We start from the raw sequence: 16,200 nt of genomic DNA on the forward strand, positions 1-16,200 counted from the left end.
TCGCGGCGATCGTCGGGCGCGGTGCCCGGCCTGCACGCGGGCACCTCCGCGAAGAAGCTCGGGTTCTTCCAGGAGCGTCAAGCCGGCTGCCGGGAGAGGAGGTCGTCCCTCCGGGCGCCCGGAGGGGCGGCCACGGAACGTTTTCCGACCTCACGCCGACGCGTGGTGAAGGACGGGGGCGGCCTTCACTACGATCGAAGCCGCTCAGGAAGCAGGCCGTGTCCGCGCCGACATCCCGGCCACAGAGCTCATGGCCATGGTGATCGCGCTGGTGATCAGCTGGGACACCGCCTCCTGGTCACTGAAGGCGCTGCGACCGGAGACCGACCGCGCGTCCTCCGCCGGCCGCAGAGCCGCGGTGACGGCCGCCGTCACCGCACTCGCCCGACCGCCCCACCGGGAGTGAAAGACCTCCGGCTCCTCCGTCCCGGAGGCCGGCCCGCCGGTGTCCCGAGGCGATCGGCCTCCGGCGGGGAGGGCAGCCGTGCGAGGACTCAGTCGTCGTTCCTGGTGTTCTCGCTCGGCAGGAACCTCTGACGGGCCCAGAGACTCAGCAGTGCCGTTCCGCCGACCACCAGCGGTACCGGGTCCCGGGCGAGCGGGGCCAGCACGTATCCCAGCGCCGTGGCCGTGCACACCGTCAGGGGAATGAACGCCGCCGCACCCTCCATCCCCCATCGCAGCGCGGGCCGGGCGATGCCCAGGACGCTCGCTCCGCCGGGCACCCAGGGGCCGACGGCGACCACCAGCAGTCCCGCGGTGACGCAGGCGTCGACCAGGTGACGGGACATCGGCTCGAGACCGTGCGGGCCGGCCGCCCACAGGCGCAGGGTGTCGCCGAGCAGCACGAGGGACAACCCGGCGATCCCGACCCACAGGGTGGCTCTTCGATCGCTCCGCACGAGACGGCACAGGGCGAACAGAAAACTGAGGAACACGACTTCCGCGATCCACAGGACGCCGACCATCCCCGTCCCCACCCGCCAGCCGTCACCGGCCCCCCGCAGCAGCACCCATCCCGTCATGAGCACGACCCCGGCGGTGACGACCCCGTCGAGCACGCGCCGCAGCAGCGTGTGCCGACCTGTGCCGGCGTCGGCCGCGACCACCAGACCGGCCGTCCCCAGGCCGACCGTCAACGTCACTCCGGTGATCACCACCAACCCCGGCACCGAACGCGCGTCCCATCCCGAAGCCGGAGGCTGAGCCGACAGCACGGTGACCGCTCCCCGGTACATGCCCGCGGCCACCGCGGAACCCCCCAGCAACAGCAGACGCGTCCGCACCCGTCTGCTCGTCCCCCGCGCGCGGAGCATCAGGGAGGCCGCCAGTCCCCAGCAGCCGGTGGGCGGCCCGAGGACCACCATCCGCGCCTCCCCGCCACCGGCGGCCCACGACCCGCCGAACGTCAGCACCGTTCCCACGAGACACGCCACGCCGACCGCGCCCCCGGTCCGACGGCGGCGGCCCGCCCGGAGCCTGAGCACGTCCGGCGCCTTCCCCAACCCCGACATCAGGTGCGCCTTTCCACCGGTCTCCCGCCCGCGGGGCCTCCCCCGCGGCCCCGGATCCTCTCAGCAACCGTAGGGACCCGCCCCCGGCCCCGACCGAAACCGTCGGTTCATTCACTCGTACTGCTTAAGGACGGCGCGGTCACCGGCCGCACCCCGTGGGGCCCCGACGCGCCCCACGGGCACAGCTCCGGGACGGCGCCGTGCGCACCGGTCGACGGCGAGGGGAGGAAGGGCCGCCATCAGGTCGGCAGCAGTGCTTCGATCCGGTCGACGACGTCGGGGGCGTCCGGCTTGACGCGTGAACCGATGCGGTGCGCGACCCGGCCGTCGGGCGAGACGAGGAACTTCTCGAAGTTCCACTCGACGTCCCGGACCACCCCGTGCTCGTCGGGGGCGGCGGTGAGGATCTCGTAGATCGGGTGTCGCCGCGCGCCGTTGACGTCCACCTTCTCGAAGAGGGGGAAGGTGACGTCGTAGGCGGCCGAGCAGAACTCCCGGATCTCCTCGGGGGTGCCCGGTTCCTGTCCCCCGAACTGGTTGCAGGGGAAGCCCAGAACGGCGAACCCGCGGGGCCCGTAGCGCCGGTGCAGTTCTTCCAGCGCCGCGTACTGCGGTGTCCGCCCGCACCGCGAGGCGACGTTGACCACGAGCAGTGCCTTTCCCCGGTAGGGGCTCAGGTCGCCGGGCTCCCCGGCGAGCGTGCGGACGGGAATGTCGTACAGGGTCATGTCGGGGTGTCGCTCCGCTCCTGTCGGGGTGCCCGTTCAGTCGGCCCGGGTGATGTCCGTGTAGGACTTGCGGAAGGCGGTGACGACGGCGTCGACATCCTCGTCGGTCATGGCGGCGCCCAGACCGATGGTGACGGAGCGGCCGAGGAGGCCCTCGCTGATCCGGTAGCGCGGGGGGCGGTCCCACTCCACGCCCCAGGGCGTACGCCCTTCGCGTACCGCGCGGTTGGCCGTGACCGGCTGCCCCTGGTACAGGGTGTGCGCCGGGATGCCGGCGGCGTTCAGGTCGGCGACGAAGGCGCGCGCCTGAAGGCGCGAGTCCAGGAACAGGGTGAGGTCGCCGCCCGATCCGTCCTCGTCCGGCAGCCGCCGCCAGCGCACCGGCAGGTCGGCCGTCTCGCGGCGCACGTGGCGGGCCACGTCGCGCAGGCGCCGGCACATGGGGACCAGCCGGGGGAGCTGCGCCGAGAGGATGGCCGCGGTCAGCTCGGTCATGCGCTGGTTGGCGCCGATGAACGGCGGGCTGTCGGCGGTTCCCCGCGTCGCGCCCTTGGAGGTGGTGAACTGGCCGCCCTGGTCCTGGTACCGGGCCACCCGGTCGTACACGTCGGCATCGGTCACGGTGACCGCGCCGCCCTCGCCGGCGGTGATGTTCTTGTCGAGCTGGAAGCTGAAGGCGCCCGCGTCGCCGAGGCTGCCGACGGGCCGCCCCGCGTAGCTGACGCCGGCGGCCTGGGCCGCGTCCTCGATCACCCGCAGTCCGTGCCGGCGCGCGACCTCCGTGATCGGCCCCATGTCGGCCGCGGCGTTGTTGAGGTGGACCGGCATCACTCCCCAGGTGCGCTCGGTGATCTGCTCCTCCAGCTTCGCGGGGTCCAGGGTCAGCGAGTCGTCGACCTCGGCGAAGACGGGGATGCCGCGGGCGGCGACGACGGCGCCGACACTGCCGACGAAGGTCACGGCGGGCACGATCACCTCCGCCCGGGGCGGGATCGCGAGGCCGATCATCGCGGCGGTGAGCGCAGCGGTGCCGGAGGACACGGCGACGGTGTGCGGGACCCCCGCCACCTCGGAGAACGCGGCCTCGAACGCGTCGGTCCGGTGGCGCAGGTCCGGTCCGTAATAGCGGAACAGCGACCGGGACCGGATCACCTCCATGGCGGCGGCCGCCTCCTCCTCCCCCCACAGCGCGAGGGCCCGCCAGGTCTCGTACCGCGTCCCCGGGCCGTCGGTCACGCGGCCGCCTCCGTCACCGTGTCGAGGTCCGTCGCGCTGTGGGCCACCACGAAGTCCTCCAGGAAGAGATAGTCGAGCTGGCTCGGCCCGAAGAAGGCCAGCGCCTGTTCGGGGGTCTCCACGATCGGCTCACCGCGGTCGTTGAAGGAGGTGTTGAGCACGACGGGTACGGAGGTGAGCTCGCCGAACCGTTCCACCAGTTCGTAGAAGGAGCCGTTCGCCTCCGGGGTCAGCGTCTGGACCCGCGCCGTCCCGTCGACGTGGGTGATGGCCGGCACCTCCTGGCGCTTGTCCTCCCGCACCGGCGCGACGAGCAGCATGTACGGGGACTCGATGTCGAGTTCGAAGTACTCGGAGGCCCGGTGGGCGAGGACGGCGGGGGCGAACGGCCGGAACGTCTCGCGGTGCTTGACCTTGCGGTTGAGGATGTCCTTCATCTCCGCGCGGCGCGGGTCGGCGAGGATGCTGCGGTGGCCGAGGGCGCGCGGCCCGAACTCGGAGCCACCGGTGAACCAGCCTATGAGCGCGCCCCGCGGGAGGAGTCCGGCCGCCAGCCGGGCCGGCCGCGCCACGCGCCGGTAGGGCAGGCCGGAGGCGTCGAGCGCGGTCCGGATCTCCTCGGCGCCGTACGAGCGGCCGAGGTAGGTGTGGTGCTGGGGCCGCGGGGCCGACTTCTGCGCCTTCGGGCCGCGCGGCCGCGGCCGCTCGCCGAGGACGTGGTGGCCGTAGTACGCGCAGCCGACCGCGCAGCCGTTGTCGCCCGCGGCGGGCTGGGCGAAGACGTCGGTGAACGGTGTGTTGCGCAGGATCTTGCCGTTGGCCACCGAGTTGAGGACCACGCCGCCGGCCAGGCAGAGGCGGGAGAGCCCGGTCTCCCGGTGCAGCCAGTCGGCGGCGTGCAGGACCGCGGTCTCCAGCAGGTCCTGGGCGGCCCAGGCGAGGTCGGCGCCCCGTGCGAAGCGCTCGTCCCCGTCGAGTCCGTCCAGGGCGTGCTCGACGAAGTGCAGCAGTCCGCCGTCCTTCAGGTGCAGGGCGAACCGGCCCTCCGGCAGGAGGTCGAGGTGGCGGCGGAACTCCGTCCGGTAGCGGTCGGTCCCGTAGGGCGCGAGGCCCATGGTCTTGCCGTCCTCGGTCAGGTACCAGCTGCCCTCCTCGTAGAGGGTGAAGCCGATGGCCCGGCTGACCGCCTTGTACATGAAGCCCAGCGAGTGGTCGCTGTCACCGGCCTGGTAGACCTTGGCCTCCCGCAGGCCGTCGGTGCTCCAGTTGGTCCCGTACACCTTGGAGATCTCGGTGATCTCCGTACCGTTGCCGACCGACATGGTCATGGTCTCGACGCCGTGCCCCTCGAACAGGCTGCCGGCGCCGTCGACCACGAGGATCGCGGCCTCGGGGAAGGGCGAGGGATGGAAGGCGCTGGCGGCATGGGCCAGGTGATGCCGGATCAGCGTCGTCCGGCTGCGGAACGGGAAGTAGCAGCTGGGCAGGAGGGTGTCGTCCGCGACGATCGCCTCCACCTCGCCGAGCCGGACTCCCCGGGTCGTCAGGCAGTACCGCCAGCACTGGTTGGCCAGGGAATTCACATTGACGGCGTATTTGCGGCGCGTCAGTCGCTCTTCTTCAATACCGACGACGATCTCACCGTTCTCGACGAGACAGGCCGAGAAGTCATGGTTGGAACCACCGAGCCCGAGAGCCAGCATACTGCCGTCCTTACTGCCAGTTCGGCCTACTGATTTGGCGAGCACGTGGACGTAACGCTACCTTGCCCCAACTGGTGAGCAGTTAGGCGAATATGAGCCATCCTCCAGCCAGATCGCGTCGCGTTCCAGCCGGAAGACAGCGCCGCCGGTTGCGCGCATTGACCCTGTGTTTAGGGTGAACTTAGACTCGTCGGCCAACGGAGCGTCATGCGCAAAAACGACCCGGGTTCGGTGATAAGGCATGGCCCTGAAAAGCGATTTCCGTGAAGCGATGTTCGCACGTCGCGACGGGCAGAACCGTCTCAAGCTCCTCATGAACGACATGGTCATCGAGGAGCAGTTGTGCCAGATGCGATGCTCCTACTGCCTCACCGAGGACTTCAACCTCCTCATGCAGGTCCCGGACGCGCGGCTGCGCCTGACCACCGACCGGCGCGCGGACTGGCACGAGATCCTCGACGCCTATCACCGTCACGTGGACAGCCCCATCATGCGCCTCAGCGGCGGCGAGTTCTTCTGGCTGAAGGGCTCCACCGAGTTCGTCGCGGAGTGCAGCGAGAAGTACGAGGTCGTGCAGGTCATCACCAACGGCGCCTTCCTGACGCCGCACCGGCTGGAGACCCTCGCCGAGCTGGGCAACGTCCAGCTGTGCCTCTCCCTGGACGGCCACACGCTGGAGCTGAACGGCCACCGGCTGCCGCCGAAGCAGCACCGGCTCTTCGACGTCATCATGCGGCACCTGGACCACGCGGTGGAGCTGGGCATCCCCATCGAGATCCAGTCGGTGCTCAGCGACCTGAACGCCGGCAGCCAGGCGGACTTCGCCGAGTTCCTGCTCGAACGCTACGGGCGTGGCGTGATGCTCTACTTCTTCCCCGTGCGGGGGGAGACCAGGACCACCCACGCGCCGCCGCTGGGCGACCATTTCGCGCCACTCCTGGCTCGCTACGACGAACTGTCCGCGGTCCTCCCGCCGCGCGCCTTCGTGGAGCATATAGGGAATCAGCTCAGGACCGGCGTCCGCACCCTGAGGTGCTACGCGACGGCCACCATGGTGCAGCTCTTCGGCCAGGGGGACGTCTCCTGCTGCCCGTACGCCTGGCTCAAGCCCATGGGAAACATAAAGGAGAGCCCCGAACTGATCCACGAACAGTTCGGAAAGCACCAGCACTACGACATGTTCATGCAGCCGCGGCCCCGCTTTCCGTATTGCAAGAGCTGCACCGGACCGATCGACGTGGTCAACCTCTATCTGTTCGGCGGCATCTCCGAAGAGGAAATCGCGCGCTGTGCACCGTACGCCGGACCCCGCGCTCTGGAACGGCTACGGGAACTGAAGTCGGCGTTCACGCCGATCTTCGAGCCGGCCGGGGAACCGTCCGCCCACTGATCCCGGGGGTGGCGGAATGCCGGAGAACCAGAGCATACCGAGGCCTCGAGGAGAGCAATGATTTCCGTGGATGGGATTTCCGGCGACGATTTCGCGGGTGCCGGCCTGGAGAGGCTTCTCGGGCTTCCGCAGCACGATCTGCTCACGCTCGCCGGGGACTGGCTCGGCGAACTGGCACCGTGGCGGAACACCGAGACCCTGGCGGCGATCTCCACCAGCATGGGCGCCGGGTCCGTCCTCTCCTCCCTGTTCGTCTTCGGGGAACAGGTGGCGGAGTCCGACGTCCGCTCGGAGGTCCCCGGTCCGCTGCTCGATCTCCTGCTCCGCGCCCGGGTGCTCTCCGAGGATTCCGGGAAGGTGTCGGCCGACTACTGCCTGGTCCGCGGTGACGGCATGTCGCTGCTGGCCGCCTGGCGGGCGGCCGGACGGGACACCGGATCGTACGCGCCCTGGATCGGCACCGACTCGATGACGCTCTCCCGCCTGGTGGCGGCGCGCCGCGGCGCGCGGTCGGCCCTGGACCTCGGGTGCGGCACCGGCGTCCTCGGCCTGTCGGCGGCCAGGAACGGCGCCGAGGTGCTGTCGGTCGACGTCAACCCGGAGTGTACGGCGGCCGCGACGGTCAACGCCCACGTCAACGGGCTGGGCGACCGGCTGACCGCCGCCGAGGGGGACATCATGTCCCTCTCCCTGGACTCCCGGTTCGACCTCGTCGTCTCCAACCCCCCCTGTCTCCCGCTGCGCCGGGGCTCGCTCGGCTGGCTGGCCGGCGAGGCCGGGCTGGACGGCCTGGAGTTCTTCTGGGAACTCCTGCGCCGGGTCCCCGGGCTGCTCACCGGGGACGGCGAGGCACTGCTCCAGGCCGCGGCCTACGGGGACGGGCGGGGGCCGTTCTTCGTCTCGGAACTGGAGGCCGAACTGCGGCGCCTGAAGGTCTCCGGACGCCTGCTGCTGCGGCCCTCGACGCCCCCGCGCTGGCCGGCCTTCGCACCGCGCGACGAGCAGCAGCAGCTCACGGGCCCGCTCGGCGACGAGGTGCGGGAGTACGTCACTCGGATCGGTGCCACGCACTACTACGGATTCGTCCTCTCCGTGCGACTCGGCGGCGAGGGCCTGGAGGTGGGCCGCTTCCGGTGATCACCCGGACGCGCCGAGCCACTTCGGCCCCAGCTCGGCGCGTTCCAGGGCGGCGACCGCGTCGGTCGCCTCGACCAGGGACAGGCGCGTGGTGTCGACCAGCCGGACGCCGGGCACGTCGGGCACCTCCGCATCGAGGTGACGCTCGGCCAGCCGGCCCTCGACGAAGTGCCGGCCGGCCGGGTCGTTCTCGATCCGGGCGGCCAGCGCCTCCGCGTCGGCCCGCAGCCCGTAGTGGACCGGCTCCGCGCCGAGTTCCTCGAACACCTTCTGGAAGCGTTCGTAGACACGGCCCACGAGGACCACTCCGGTGACGATCACGACGCGCGCCCCCCACGCCCGGTAGACGGGCAGGGCGGCGCGCACGGTCGCGGCCATCAGGTCGTACACCTCCTCGCCGCCGTTCCAGGGATGGACGACGGGATCGCAGTCCATCGCGGCGGCCGGGACGCCGTACCGGGTCACCAGCCGGCGGCCCAGTGCGGTCTTGCCCACGCCCGGAGCGCCGGTGATCACCACCGCGCGCATCAGTTCGCCCCCTCGCGGACGGTGCCGACCAGGCGGAAGCCCAGGTGAGGGACCTTGAGGAGCTTCGCACCGGACTCGATGTCCCGGAACTTCTGCTTCAGGACCGAGATCACCTTGTTCACGTCCTCCCCTCCCGTGGCCTCGGTGAGTTCCTCACGGGAGACGATCTGGCCCGACCGGTGGGACAGCAGGCGCAGCAGTTCCGCCTCGGCGTCGGTCACGGGCAGCGACTTCGTGGCGGAGCACAGCGAGCCCTTCCCGTCGAGGGTGAGCACCTGGGTGTTCTCGGACGGCGTGACGTTCTTGAGGTAGTTGAGGGTCTCCACGAGCCGGGGCCGGCGCAGGGGACTGGCCAGCGTGAAGCCGAAGCCGCGGGAGACCGCGGCCAGGACCTCGGTGGCGGAGACGCCGTCCAGCACGGCCACGGCGTAACCGCCCCGGCTCTTCAGCTCCTCCATGGACGGGTCGTCCGGCGGGACGGCGGCGAACCGGTGGAAGGAGACCAGCAGCGCGCCGGGCGGCGGGGCCTGGCCCGCTTCGGGGTGCGCCACGTGCAGGGTGAGGCCCACCTCGGCGCAGGCCTCCGCGAGGACCTCCGTGTCCGCCGGGACCAGGGACTGAGCCAGTGCATACATGGGAAACCCTTCGCAGTGCGGCGGGGCCGCGGTTGCCGGTCGGGGGACGGACGGTCAGCTGCGCATCAGCCAGACCCGTTCGGCGGACGGGGGCGCCGGGACCGCCGAGGACGCCGTGTCCTGCGCGTCCTGCGCCAGGCGCATGTCATGCCGGCGGATGCGCCGGATGACGCCCTTGCGCACCTGGATGCGGTAGGCGCCCAGCGCCTCGGACTTGGTGAGCGCCGCCGTCTCGTCCACGGGCCGCAGCTGCGGGCGCAGTTCTCCGAGTCCCGCTTCGGCCAGGCGCGCACCGAGTTGCTTCGCGGTCTCCTCCGCGGAGGAGAACAGCGAGTACGGCTGGTCCTCGTAGAAGGCGACCCGCGCGGCGTCGAGCCGGCCGCGGCGGACCAGTTCCAGCACCGCTTCCCGGCAGGCGAGGTGGTCGACGTGGCCGCCGACGCCCAGGGGCACGTGGACGAGGCCGGTGTCGTCCAGCAGGGCGGCCAGCCGTTCGGTGACGGCGTCGAAGAGCTCCGGCTCCTCCCGTGCGAACCCGTCGGACCAGGCGGGGGCGGCGAAGAAGCGGTCCCGTCTGAGGTCGCGGTCGGCGGCGTCGACGAATCCCAGCAGCTCGACCCGGGCGCCCAGCACGCGGGCGGCGACCGCCTCCTCGGCCAACAGGAGGCGCCGGGTCGTCTCCGGGCGCCGGCCGTAGTACGGATCCTTGGTCCAGGTCTCGACGCTGAAGACGTCGAGGAACCGGCCTCCCCGCCGGGCCACCGTCCCGCCGAGGGCCAGGGCGGCGTCGTCCGGGTGCGGGGACACGATCACGAGCGGTTCCGCGACCGCGCGGCCGGCGGTGACCGGGGGTGCCATGAGCAGCAGCCCGTGCTGCCGCCAACGGCCGATGGTCTCGCGGTCCGCCGCGGTGAACCCGTCGAGGGGCCGGCTGCCGTCGCAGCGGAGCAGCAGGTCGGCGTGACCGTCCGGCACGGGGCCGGGCCCGTCGACCTCACGTCCCATGAAGCGGAGCCGGCCGTCGGCCGTCTCCACGTGCGGCAGGGCGGTCGGGCACCATGTGTCAGGAATCTCTGTCATGTAACTCCCGAGCCCGGGCGGCGACGATTGACAGACGTAATGTGGCCGGAGCATACCGACCACCACCGCGCGCGCACAGAGCAGGTTCCAGAGCGGCAGAAAATGAGGGACGGGTGGCCGAAAATACCCTTCCGAGGCTGCTCTCGTCTTTCTTCGCGGACCACCGTGAGACGGAATGGTTTCCGGTCATTCATTTCGCCCCGGAGGCCGCTCCCGGTGACGTCTCCCCTCCCGCGCCGGCCGCCGGGAACGCGCCGCGCGGCCTCACTCGGATTCGCACGTCAGCCGCCCTTCGCCGGAGAAGTCACGGGCCGCTCGCCCGAGCCCGGACGATGATCGCCGTCCGGGCGCCGGCACGACGGAACACGTGCCGGACGCAGGGAATTGGCCACGCCTATGCCCCGGTTTCGGCGGCCCCATTGCGCCGGGGATCTTCTGCTGTAGCCTCAAAGTTGCGATTTTGCCTGTCGGAGCGATTAGAGGACGAGGCAGCGAATGGAGACTCGCGTACTGCTTGTTCAGCAAGGAGTCTGGGGGAATTCTGCGGCCTCCATGCCGCTGGCCATCGGCTATCTGAAGGCCTACGCCGACGCCGACGAGCGCATTCGGCGGCGCATGGACATCTCCATCCGGAACTATTCCGGCGACGTCGCCCTGAACGCCATGGCCCGGGACCTCATCCGGGACGGGTGTCCCGACATCCTCTGCTTCTCCGTCCTGGGGTGGAACTACCGCGCGTTCGGCAGCCTCGCGGAGACGTTCAAGCAGACGAACCCGCAGGGCTGGGTCATCTTCGGCGGCAACCACGTCGCCCACCAGGCCGAACGGGTCTTCCGCATGTTCCCCCAGGTCGACGTGGTGGTGAACGGTGAGGGAGAGCTGATCTTCCGGGACCTGATGAACGGCTACCTCGACGGCGCCCGCCGCACCGAACTCCACGAGATCAGCGGCATCTCGTTCCGGGAGGCCGACGGGAACCTGGTCACGACTCCCGAGCGCGAACGCATCGAGGATCTCGAGATCCTGCCGTCCCCCATCCTGACCGGAGCCGTACCGCTCACCGGCAAAAAGGGCCGTTTCCTCTACGACTACGCGCTCATGGAGACGAACCGCGGCTGCCCGTACAAGTGCGCCTTCTGTTATTGGGGAGGCGCCACCGGGCAGAAGATACGGGCGTTCTCCCGGGAGCGGCTGCGCGAGGAGCTCGAGGTGCTGGGGCGGCACGGCGCGGAAATCCTCATGCTCGCCGATTCGAATTTCGGGCTCCTGCGCCAGGACGAGGAATTCCTGGACGATCTGCTCCGGGTGCGCAGTACATACGGGTTCCCGAGGAGACTGGAAACCTCCTGGGCCAAGAACAAGTCTCCCGGCTTCTACCGCATCATGGAAAAGATGAAGCAGTCCGGGATGCACAGCGCCTTCATCCTCGCCCTGCAGACGATGGATGATTCCGTGCTGGATCTCATGCGCCGGCGGAACATGAAGCTGAACGACTGGGAAAGCCTCGTCGCCTGGCTGATCGAACACGGCATCACGCCGTATCTGGAACTGATCTGGGGAGCGCCGGGCGAGACGATCGCCTCATTCCTGGACGGTTACGACCGGGCGGCGCGGCACACGCCGTTCATCGCCGTCCATCCGCTGATGCTGCTGCCGAACACCGAGTACCACGACAAGCGGGAACAGCACGGACTGGTGACCGTGCGCGGTGAGCAGGACGACTTCGACTACGTGCTCGCCCACAAGACCATGACGCTCGCGGACAACGAGCGCATGCTCCGCTTCATCTGCTGGAACCGGGTACTGGCCCGGAGCCTGCTGCTGCACAACATCTGGGTCGCCCTGCGCGAGCTCGCCGGCGTCCCCCAGTCACGCGTCATCCTCAGCTTCTCCGACTGGATCGAGAAGAGCGACGACCCCGAGGCCCGGCAGCTGCACGCGGTCGCCAAGCCGGCGAGTTCCGCCAGCGAACTCGTCGGCCCCGACGTCTGGCGCCTGCTCACCAAGCGGCTGCTGCGGCAGTGGTGGGAGGAGGCCATGCGCCCCGACGTGCCCGAGCACCTGCTGCCGGTCCTGGACGAGGTGTTCCGGTACGACCTGCTGTGCCAGCCCGTCCGCTCGCTGCCCGACGGTTCGGGTCCCGAGGAGGACCTGCCGGTCGTCACGAAGTACGGGGAACGCTGGTACCTGCGCCGTGACGCGGAGTTCACCCACCCCGTGCCCCTTCTGATCGCCGCGCTCCGGCGCGGCGAGACGGTGAGCACGGAGCCGGAGCGCCACACCGAGGACTTCTACTACCGCGTCGAGTTCGGCGGCGACCTCCAGCACTACTTCCGCATGGACCGCTTCCGCGGGCTCACCGAGCAGCAGCTCGACGAACAGTTCACGAAGGTTTGACCGGGATTCCTCACCACGGGAGACGAGAGACGATGGACCGCGCCGGACTCATTCGAGAACTCCACGAGATCGCAGCGGGCATGAACAAGGGCGAACACCGGCAGGCGCCCGAGGAGGGCGACGCCAGCCTCGTGGAGCAGTACGGATTCAGCTCCCTCGACGCCCTGGAGTACCTGCTGATCCTCGAGGAGAAGTTCGATGTCGTCTTCGAGGACGAGGACCTGACGGAGGAGACGCTCTTCTCCATCGAGGGCCTCGCCACCTACATCATCGAGCAGAGGGCCGGCGAGAGCCGCTCCCTGACGTGACGGCCATGACGCGGACGGCCGCGCGGCCGGGTGGAGCGGCCGGCGAGGTGTCGGTCAGCGTGGTCGTTCCCACCCGTGACCGGACCACGCGGTTGCTGCTCACCCTGACGGCCCTGGCACACCAGACCATGGACCGTGAGCGGTTCGAGGTCGTGCTCGTCGACGACGCGCCCGCCCGCGGTGCCGTGGAGCAGGTGCTGTCGGCCGGACCGCAGGGCCTGCCGATCCGGACGGCCGCCACGGGCGGGCGCGGCGCGGCCCGCGCGCGCAACAGCGGGGCACGACTGGCCCGCGGGGAGGTCCTGCTCTTCCTCGACGACGACACGCTGGCCACGCCGGGGCTGCTGGAGGCGCACGCCGCGGCCCACGAGGGCGCCGGTGCCGCCGTGGTGCACGGCGGCGTCACCGACCTGTCCGCGTTCGCGCTGACGCCCGATCCGCAGCCGCTGCAGCCGGCCCTGACCGGCGCCCGCGGGCGGAGGATCGAGCCCGGCACCGTCACCGACCTCGGTTCCCGTGTCCCCCTCCTCGGACCGCGCCTGTCGTTCATCGAGAGAACCGCCCGCAAGGTGGCCCAGTCACCCGACTACGCCGCGCTGCGCTGGCTGACCTGCATCGGGACGAACACCAGCGTCCGGCGCACGGTGTTCGAACAGGTGGGCGGCTTCGACGAGCACTACGGGGAGCTGTGGGGCGGCGAGGACCTCGAACTCGGGCTGCGGCTCTCCGCCTCGGGCGCCACGTTCGCACTGCTCGACGCGACCGCGTACCACCTGCCGACGGCGCGCCGGGACACCGGCGACCTGCTGCCGAGGTTCTGGCGGCGGGTCGCCGACCGGCACGGCGACCCGCGTCTCGCGGACGTGGGCGCGTTCCTCGCCGGCCGGCTCCCCCTCGACGAGCTGGCCGGTCGGCTCGTCCGCGCGGCCGGCGCCGTGGCGCCCGGGACGGCGGTGTCATGACGGCCCCGAAGGCAGCCACCGTGATCGTGGGCGGTACGGCCCCGCGGATGCTGGAAGACCTCCGCTCCCGGCGGGACCTGTCCGTCCGCGCCACCGGCGAGACCCTGGGCGCCGCCTTCGTCGACGTGCTGTCCGCGGCGCTGGACCGCCTGCCCGTCCCCTTGCGGACCGGCGCCCCCGTGGTCATGGCGGCCACGGACTACTGCGTCTCGGCCACCACCCGGTACGTCAGCCGGTGCGCGGAGGCGGAGGCCGGGGGCCGCAGGCTGCGGCCGTCCGAGGCCATGACCCCGGAGCCGGCGCAGCTGATCCAGGAGCTGGCGGAGGCCGGCGACTGGGACGGACCGGGTTACGTGCTGATCAGCCCGCGCGCGGCCACCCTGCAGGCGGTGCGCTGGGCATGGGGCGCGATCTCCGCGGGGCTGCACGCGGCGATGGTCGTGTGCGAGCTCGTGCGCGACCCGCACGGCGACGGCTACCGGGTCGCGGCCGTCCCCGTGACCGCCGGCGACGGCGCTCCCTCCTCACCCGCCGGCGGCACCGGTGGCGCCGGCCGGACGGCGGCGCGGCGGCCGGCGGGATCGTCGGTGGTCCTCTCGGGCACCGGCCTGGTCACCGCCTTCGGCGACGGAGGGACCGCGTTCTGGCGGAGCCTGCTGGACGGCAGGCGGGGACTGTGCGAGCTGACCCGGTTCGACGCGTCCCGCTTCCGCAGCAGGACCGTGTGCCAGACGGAGGTGGAGGCGGAGCACGGACAGCCGACGCGGCGCGCCCTGGTCGACCGTGCGCGCTCCGAGGCGCTGCGGGAGGCCGGACTCGCGGAGCTGCCGGACCGGACCCTGCTGGTGTACGCCGGGGTGGTTCCGCACCTCCCGCAGGTCAGCGACGCTCCTCGGATCGACGAGATAGCGCTGGAGCCCGGCTGGGACGGGGACGGACCGGGCGTCGCCCCACGGGACGCGGTGCTGATGGCGCACGCCTGCGCGTCGGGCGCCTTCGGGCTGGCCATGGCGCGCGAGTGGCTGCTGTGCGGGCTGGCCGACACGGCGGTCGTCACCGGGGTGTCGGCCCTCAACGCGTACGACTACGCCTGCCTCGACGTGCTGCGCGCGACGAGCACGACCGCCGCCCGCCCGTTCGACGAGGGCCGCTCCGGCGTCACCGTCGGGGAAGGCGCCGGGGTGATCGTGCTGGAGACCGCCGAGCGCGCGGCGGCCCGCGGGCACGCCCCCCTGGCGACGCTCAGCGGGATCTCCTGCCGGGTGGCGGGTCAGGGCATCAGCCGGCTCAACGCGCACACCGGCGCCGCGTGCATGCGGGAGGCGCTGGCCATGGCCGGACTCACCACCGTCGACTACGTCCACGGCCACGCCCCCGGCACCCGGCAGGGCGACGAGGCGGAACTGCTGGCGCTGGACCAGATCGGCGCCGAGCACGACTGGCGGGGCGTCCCGGTCAGTTCGTACAAGGGGGCGGCCGGCCATCTGCTGCACGCCTCGGTGTTCCCCGGTGTCGTGGCCGCGGTGCGGGCCCTGCGCGACGAGGTCCTCCCGGGCACGCCCGGGCTGCGCAAGCCCCTCGACGCGCGGCACGTGCGGGTGCTGCGCGATCCGGAGCCCTGTGACGGGATCCGTTCCGTGCTGGTCAACAACTTCGGGTTCGGCGGCAACAACGCCGCGTTCCTCCTCACGGGGGCCGCGGCCGGGCGCAGGGAGTGGAGCAGGGATGGCTGACGCGGTGCTGATGACACCCCGGGAGATCCTCACCGGATTCTCCAGTGTCAACAACCAGAACGTCCTGATCAACGACGAGGAGTACCTCCGCCTGGACCCGGCGATGCGGCTGTTCTACGAGAAGGTCCGGGAGAACCTGGGGGTGGCCTGCATCGCGGGCCACCTGCGGTCCTGCGGGTACTCGGTCCGGGCGCTGAACCTGCACGGACGCAACCCCAGCGACGAGGTGATCACCGAGCTGATCCGGCGCGAGCGCCCCCGGTTCGTCGGCATCAGCATCATGTACGACCTGCACATCATCGACGCGGTCCGGCTGCTGCGCTGCGTCCGCAAGGCCGACCCCTCCGTCTTCGTCGCGATCGGCGGGGCGTTCTGCACCTACAACGCCAAACTCATCGCCGAACGCATCCCGGAGGCCGACTGCGTCGCCTTCGGCGAGGGCGAACTCACCGTCGAGGGCCTCATGGAGTGCCTGGCCGCGGGCCGGGACTGGCACGGCGTGCCCGGACTGTGGTTCTGGCAGGACGGCCGCGTCCGCAGCAGCGGCCCGCCGAAACTCCCCCACCTCGCCGACGAACCGTGGCCCGCCCGCGACCTGCTCGTCCACCACCGCAGGAACGGCATCCCCACGCCCGTGGCGTCGACGTACACCAGCCGCGGCTGCCACGCCAAGTGCACCTTCTGCTACGTGCCGCGGGCGCCGGGCGTCGTGGCGGGCGAGGCCTGGCGGGTCCGCTCGCCGGTCGATGTCGTGGACGAGATCGAGTTCCTCCAGCGGGAGTTCGGCACCCGGTTCCTCTGGTTCAACGACGACAACTTCGGCGGCGCCTTCCAGGACGGCTACCAGCA

At 71.1% G+C, this 16,200-nt stretch carries 15 protein-coding genes; 8 read left to right on the forward strand and 7 right to left on the reverse strand.

Annotated features, from left to right (window positions below):
• Positions 1-193: 193 nt before the first annotated feature.
• Positions 194-406, forward strand: a complete 213-nt coding sequence (locus ACH4F6_RS32150) for a hypothetical protein (RefSeq protein WP_397963915.1) — start codon at positions 194-196, stop codon at positions 404-406.
• Between the two features lie 88 nt (positions 407-494).
• Here the strand turns inward: ACH4F6_RS32150 and ACH4F6_RS32155 are convergent, their stop codons facing one another.
• From ACH4F6_RS32155 to ACH4F6_RS32170, 4 genes are all read right to left on the reverse strand, one after another.
• Positions 495-1,415 (reverse strand): hypothetical protein, encoded by a 921-nt coding sequence (locus tag ACH4F6_RS32155; RefSeq protein WP_397963892.1) that lies wholly within the window; start codon positions 1,413-1,415, stop codon positions 495-497.
• Between the two features lie 338 nt (positions 1,416-1,753).
• Positions 1,754-2,242, reverse strand: a complete 489-nt coding sequence (locus ACH4F6_RS32160) for a glutathione peroxidase (protein ID WP_397963893.1) — start codon at positions 2,240-2,242, stop codon at positions 1,754-1,756.
• Between the two features lie 36 nt (positions 2,243-2,278).
• Positions 2,279-3,478 (reverse strand): DegT/DnrJ/EryC1/StrS family aminotransferase, encoded by a 1,200-nt coding sequence (locus tag ACH4F6_RS32165; RefSeq protein WP_397963894.1) that lies wholly within the window; start codon positions 3,476-3,478, stop codon positions 2,279-2,281.
• Positions 3,475-5,181, reverse strand: a complete 1,707-nt coding sequence (locus ACH4F6_RS32170) for a carbamoyltransferase (RefSeq protein ID WP_397963895.1) — start codon at positions 5,179-5,181, stop codon at positions 3,475-3,477. The genes ACH4F6_RS32165 and ACH4F6_RS32170 overlap by 4 nt, the downstream gene beginning before the upstream one ends.
• A 271-nt stretch (positions 5,182-5,452) precedes the next feature.
• Here ACH4F6_RS32170 and ACH4F6_RS32175 point away from each other — a divergent pair, with 271 nt between their 5' ends.
• Both ACH4F6_RS32175 and ACH4F6_RS32180 read left to right on the forward strand, forming a co-directional pair.
• On the forward strand, positions 5,453-6,571 hold the full coding sequence (locus tag ACH4F6_RS32175; protein WP_397963896.1) for a radical SAM protein: 1,119 nt from the start codon (positions 5,453-5,455) through the stop codon (positions 6,569-6,571).
• A 66-nt stretch (positions 6,572-6,637) separates the two neighbouring features.
• Entirely contained in the window at positions 6,638-7,708 is a 1,071-nt protein-coding gene (locus ACH4F6_RS32180; protein WP_397963897.1) for a methyltransferase, read from the forward strand.
• Here ACH4F6_RS32180 and ACH4F6_RS32185 read toward each other — a convergent pair whose 3' ends face one another.
• The 3 genes from ACH4F6_RS32185 to ACH4F6_RS32195 are packed head-to-tail and all read right to left on the reverse strand — an operon-like array spanning position 7,709 to position 9,951.
• Positions 7,709-8,236, reverse strand: coding sequence for a hypothetical protein (locus tag ACH4F6_RS32185; protein WP_397963898.1), 528 nt, complete (start codon positions 8,234-8,236; stop codon positions 7,709-7,711). It abuts the gene before it with no gap.
• Positions 8,236-8,871: a transcriptional regulator gene (locus ACH4F6_RS32190; protein ID WP_397963899.1), complete on the reverse strand. Its 636-nt coding sequence runs from the start codon at positions 8,869-8,871 to the stop codon at positions 8,236-8,238. Before ACH4F6_RS32190 ends, ACH4F6_RS32185 begins: the two co-directional genes overlap by 1 nt.
• Positions 8,872-8,925: 54 nt before the next feature.
• Positions 8,926-9,951 carry a PIG-L deacetylase family protein gene (locus ACH4F6_RS32195; protein ID WP_397963900.1) on the reverse strand — a complete coding sequence of 342 codons (1,026 nt, stop codon included), beginning with the start codon at positions 9,949-9,951 and terminating at the stop codon, positions 8,926-8,928.
• 495 nt (positions 9,952-10,446) lie between these two features.
• On the opposite strand from ACH4F6_RS32195, the gene ACH4F6_RS32200 reads away from it, so the two are divergent.
• From ACH4F6_RS32200 to ACH4F6_RS32220, 5 genes are all read left to right on the forward strand, one after another.
• Entirely contained in the window at positions 10,447-12,348 is a 1,902-nt protein-coding gene (locus ACH4F6_RS32200; protein ID WP_397963901.1) for a KedN5 family methylcobalamin-dependent radical SAM C-methyltransferase, read from the forward strand.
• Positions 12,349-12,380: 32 nt separating this feature from the next.
• Positions 12,381-12,656: an acyl carrier protein gene (locus ACH4F6_RS32205; protein WP_397963902.1), complete on the forward strand. Its 276-nt coding sequence runs from the start codon at positions 12,381-12,383 to the stop codon at positions 12,654-12,656.
• 5 nt (positions 12,657-12,661) lie between these two features.
• Entirely contained in the window at positions 12,662-13,618 is a 957-nt protein-coding gene (locus ACH4F6_RS32210; protein WP_397963903.1) for a glycosyltransferase family 2 protein, read from the forward strand.
• Positions 13,615-15,351 (forward strand): beta-ketoacyl synthase N-terminal-like domain-containing protein, encoded by a 1,737-nt coding sequence (locus ACH4F6_RS32215; protein WP_397963904.1) that lies wholly within the window; start codon positions 13,615-13,617, stop codon positions 15,349-15,351. The genes ACH4F6_RS32210 and ACH4F6_RS32215 overlap by 4 nt, the downstream gene beginning before the upstream one ends.
• A partial coding sequence (locus tag ACH4F6_RS32220) for a B12-binding domain-containing radical SAM protein (protein WP_397963905.1) occupies positions 15,344-16,200 on the forward strand: 857 nt, incomplete at its 3' end. The genes ACH4F6_RS32215 and ACH4F6_RS32220, both read left to right, overlap by 8 nt.

This window comes from Streptomyces sp. NPDC017936, assembly GCF_044328485.1.
GTDB lineage: Bacteria > Actinomycetota > Actinomycetes > Streptomycetales > Streptomycetaceae > Streptomyces.

Excerpts from the sequence above, each read along its gene's own strand:
- ACH4F6_RS32160 (WP_397963893.1), bottom strand. The coding sequence starts at position 2,242 with ATGACCCTGTACGACATTCCCGTCCGCACGCTCGCCGGGGAGCCCGGC.
- ACH4F6_RS32170 (WP_397963895.1), bottom strand. The coding sequence starts at position 5,181 with ATGCTGGCTCTCGGGCTCGGTGGTTCCAACCATGACTTCTCGGCCTGT.
- ACH4F6_RS32175 (WP_397963896.1), top strand. The coding sequence starts at position 5,453 with ATGTTCGCACGTCGCGACGGGCAGAACCGTCTCAAGCTCCTCATGAAC.
- ACH4F6_RS32185 (WP_397963898.1), bottom strand. The coding sequence starts at position 8,236 with ATGCGCGCGGTGGTGATCACCGGCGCTCCGGGCGTGGGCAAGACCGCA.
- ACH4F6_RS32190 (WP_397963899.1), bottom strand. The coding sequence starts at position 8,871 with ATGTATGCACTGGCTCAGTCCCTGGTCCCGGCGGACACGGAGGTCCTC.
- ACH4F6_RS32195 (WP_397963900.1), bottom strand. The coding sequence starts at position 9,951 with ATGACAGAGATTCCTGACACATGGTGCCCGACCGCCCTGCCGCACGTG.
- ACH4F6_RS32200 (WP_397963901.1), top strand. The coding sequence starts at position 10,447 with ATGGAGACTCGCGTACTGCTTGTTCAGCAAGGAGTCTGGGGGAATTCT.
- ACH4F6_RS32205 (WP_397963902.1), top strand. The coding sequence starts at position 12,381 with ATGGACCGCGCCGGACTCATTCGAGAACTCCACGAGATCGCAGCGGGC.
- ACH4F6_RS32210 (WP_397963903.1), top strand. The coding sequence starts at position 12,662 with ATGACGCGGACGGCCGCGCGGCCGGGTGGAGCGGCCGGCGAGGTGTCG.
- ACH4F6_RS32215 (WP_397963904.1), top strand. The coding sequence starts at position 13,615 with ATGACGGCCCCGAAGGCAGCCACCGTGATCGTGGGCGGTACGGCCCCG.